Consider the following 3,656-nt stretch of genomic DNA (forward strand, 5'->3'; position numbering starts at 1 on the left):
ACTGAATTTCCTGTGAGTAGCAGCCAAGAAGCACAAGCAAGATACGGCAGTGCTTTATTAGATGCAGTGATTGCTGAGAAGTTTGAGCTCGCTGGGGAATTACTCAAGGCAGGGGCTGCTACTCACTATTATATACTCAGAACTGGTAATAATTTATTGCATTTTCTCTTGATGAAAGAGGGGCAAGAGGAGCTGTTAACGAAAGTCATTGATGTAGCCAATGAGGCTACATTGAAACTAAAGAATAAAGCAGGCGAAACGCCCATTTTATTGGCGGCAAAATCAGGCCGTTGGGATGTCGTGAAGCTCCTGGCCACTAAGTTAGGAAAAACAAATATTAATGACAGCTTACAGTATCAAGAAGTGAGCAAGCTAGCGGAAAAAGAAGGCAAAAAGGACATTGTGCAACAATTAGAGAGTCTTAAGTCGGAGTACTCTTGGGAGACGATAACTGTTGAGCAATTGCGAACTTTATTGCAAAGCATGCCGGCTATCCGCGAGGAAAAAGTGAGTGATGGTAAGAACCCAATTGAAAAATCCCTATTAGAAAAGCGCTGGGATTTCATTGCGGTTTTTGCTGAATTTCCCGTGAATAGCAGCCAAGAAGCACAAGCAAGGTACGGCAGTGCTTTATTATGTGCGGTTATTGACGATAAATTTGAGCTCGCTGAGAAGTTACTCAAGGCAGGGGCTGCTACTCACTATTATATGCCTGGTACTGGTAATAATTTATTGCATTTTCTCTTGATGAAAAAAGGGCAAGACGAGCTGTTAACGAAAGTCATTGATGTAGCCGATGAAATCACATTGAAACTAAAGAATAAAGCAGGCGAAACGCCCATTTTATTGGCGGCAAAATTAGGTCACTGGGATGTAGTGAAGTACTTGGCAGATAAATCGGGGAGAATAGATATTACTGCCCTTAGTTCTGATGACAAGCAGTATAAAGAGGTTATTCGGTTAGCTATAGAAAATAATCATCTAGAAATTGTTGACCAATTAATTTCTTATGGCCCGTTGCAACAAAATAGCGAAGGATTAACGCCACTTATGACTGCAGTAAAGAACAAGGATATTGACCTTATCAATCAAGTTCTTTCCTATAAAATTTTTACTACTGCTGATTGTATAAAGGCTTACAGCTTGGCTCAAGAGCACCCAGATGCATATCCTGTAGAAACAATACAGCGGTTAAAAGAATCAGTAGACAAAGGCTTTTTTTCTGAATTTCAAAAAATTTATGGAGCTTTGTATGATGCACAATCCTCCTTATTTAAACAGAAAAAAAATACTTGCAGTACTTGGGAGGATGTTCTTGAATACGTACAACAACATCCACATTCCAGATCTGCTGAAGCAGTTGAGTTGACAAAAAAATTTATAGAAACTAACGATAAGAAAGCGTTAGTTAAAGCTGTGCATCAATTCGGTTATGAACATAGCAGTAGTCTTGGCTTATTCAAACGGAGTAAAAATAAGCAAGGTCTGGAAGAGAACTTCGAGGAGACCTATGACACTGCTGATGAAAACTCTAGAACAGGGGTTATTCGTCGTAATTTAAAGTAATTTAGAAATTACTTTAAATCCTATCCATAAATAAAAATTACGCCTGGTGATCTGTATGATTATTGCAAGGGATCCAGGTTTATCTTTCAGTAATATATGCTTAATTTAGTAGGCGTAGGTCTGCGAGACCTATGCTTTGTTGGTGAATTCAACTCATAAACGTAACTCTTATTAATGTCTTTTTCAATTCAAAACAAAGCTCGGAAAATGCTTAGGATGACTTCCACATAAAAAATAAATTTTTCTTTAGGAATAAGTAAATTATTTTAAGGCATTGGAACAATAAAGCAAACATAGCCTAGCTGCTTGCAATTATGTCTTGATCATATCTGTCGACTCTCCTTGACCGTGGAGGATAGTCTCTGGAGCCAACTGTCAAGCCTTGGGAAGTAGCCCGCGCTCTATTCTAAATTTAAAAACCTGCTAAGATGTAAATCTACTTATCTTTCAGCCCTATTTTTTGGCATGGTTATGCCCATTTTAGTAAACATGAGTTTCTCGCAGAGTGCTCTATAACCTGTCATTCACTGGAGATTTAATATGCAGCAAAAAAGAGAGATTAATGATACAATGCATTTATTTACTAAAGTTGATGCTCTAGTTGACCCTGTGCTTCAAACCATCCCTGAAAATCCCAAATTTTCTCTTAATAGCGGTAAACAATTTCGATTATTTGATGAAGATACGTTAGCGGGTATGAGAGCTTCTGCTCGGGATTGTCGTTCTTTAATTGTTGTCATCGATACCAGTGGACCGACAGGTATTGGATACATCCTTACAGCCTTGCCTGAAGATGGTGAGCAAGCGGTTATCGCAGGGGATAAATTACTTAAGGCATGGCATGCTAAATTTCCTATGGCTAAATATTTAGACACGGAAGAGGAGCAGGATAGACAATTAGAATTATATTTTCATGAACGTAAACTAGCTACGATTGACCGGCTTTTTGATCAATGGGTTCGGGGTGCGCTTCCTGAAGAAGTTCGTCAAATCCCTGTGATAGAAAAACAACTTCATGAATGCCAAGACGATCTTACTAATCTGCCAGAAGCGGAAGACGATGAAAATATTCAGGCTGAAATAATGCAACTCCAAGAGCAACTTGATGCAGCGAAGGTTATTCGGGATACCCTTAGTCTTGCTGAGATTAAGGCAAAAGCCCTTATCCACGCGCAAGTGTCGGTGGCTATAGCTGTTGCCGAGAAAAACAAATGGAGTGAATTACTAAATTTTGATCAAGATGATCCAGAGCACATTTTAAATGATGAACAATTTACGGCACTTGTCTCCCAAGCCGTTGATGCACTAGCAGCTCGCAATTATGCTCACCTTGGTAAGGACGAATTGGGACCACTAGGAATGCATTTGGCAGCTCGCAGAGAATTACAAAATGAAAAACGTTCAAATGCTGAAGGTAGTTTGCGCACTCTCCCAACGATGGAGGGTGAAACTCATCAACTCTCGTTAAGTGAAGTTAGGGATCCAATCAATCGCACACTCTTTATTGATACTATTACAAGTAGTTGTGGCAAGAAATTTCGCGATATTATTGTGGGTGCTTGTCTTTCGGCAAACCAACCATTGCCTACGGTTATTAAAGAATTTATTGATCAGAAAATGGAAGCAGATAATGCTTACCCAACCAAAGCAAAGAAGACATATTATCAATTTAGAAGAAACAGATTGAAATTACCCCCGGAACAAATGGAAGTTCTCGCGGACTTTGGTCTTCATTGTTATCCGCTTAGTATTGATACTGCAAGAGTAAGTGCCAATCTAGGAAGGTTTGGTTTGCTCAAAAGATCCAGGAGTTTAGATCATCTTGCCGATATTGAAAGCAAGAAGTCAGCTAAGTTTTCGGATCCGGGAACACCATAATCTGAGAGGAAATTTTTTTTCTAAGCAAGAAGGTGAGTCGTTAGGATTTAAAACGCCAAATGAAATTTGGGATGAGAGGATTAATGTTGCATAAAAGGCCTAACGCTCCGGAACTTGCGCCCTGGAGAGTGTTCATCTAACTGTGTCACCTCATTGATTATCTAAGTCTCAGGTTCATACGGTCTTCAAAATAAATATGAAGCTGAGACGCG

Annotated in this window: 2 protein-coding genes; both read left to right on the forward strand. The window is 39.4% G+C overall.

Annotated features, from left to right (window positions below):
* Positions 1-1,566, forward strand: a 1,566-nt coding sequence (locus Lbru_RS08785) for an ankyrin repeat domain-containing protein (RefSeq protein ID WP_193786917.1), incomplete at its 5' end; no start/stop codon positions are given.
* A 540-nt stretch (positions 1,567-2,106) separates the two neighbouring features.
* The gene (locus tag Lbru_RS08790; RefSeq protein ID WP_058441814.1) at positions 2,107-3,444 is read left to right on the forward strand and encodes a hypothetical protein; all 1,338 of its coding nucleotides are present in this window, start codon (positions 2,107-2,109) and stop codon (positions 3,442-3,444) included.
* Positions 3,445-3,656: the final 212 nt, after the last annotated feature.

Origin of the sequence: Legionella brunensis (assembly GCF_001467025.1) — a bacterium.
Taxonomy (GTDB): domain Bacteria; phylum Pseudomonadota; class Gammaproteobacteria; order Legionellales; family Legionellaceae; genus Tatlockia; species Tatlockia brunensis.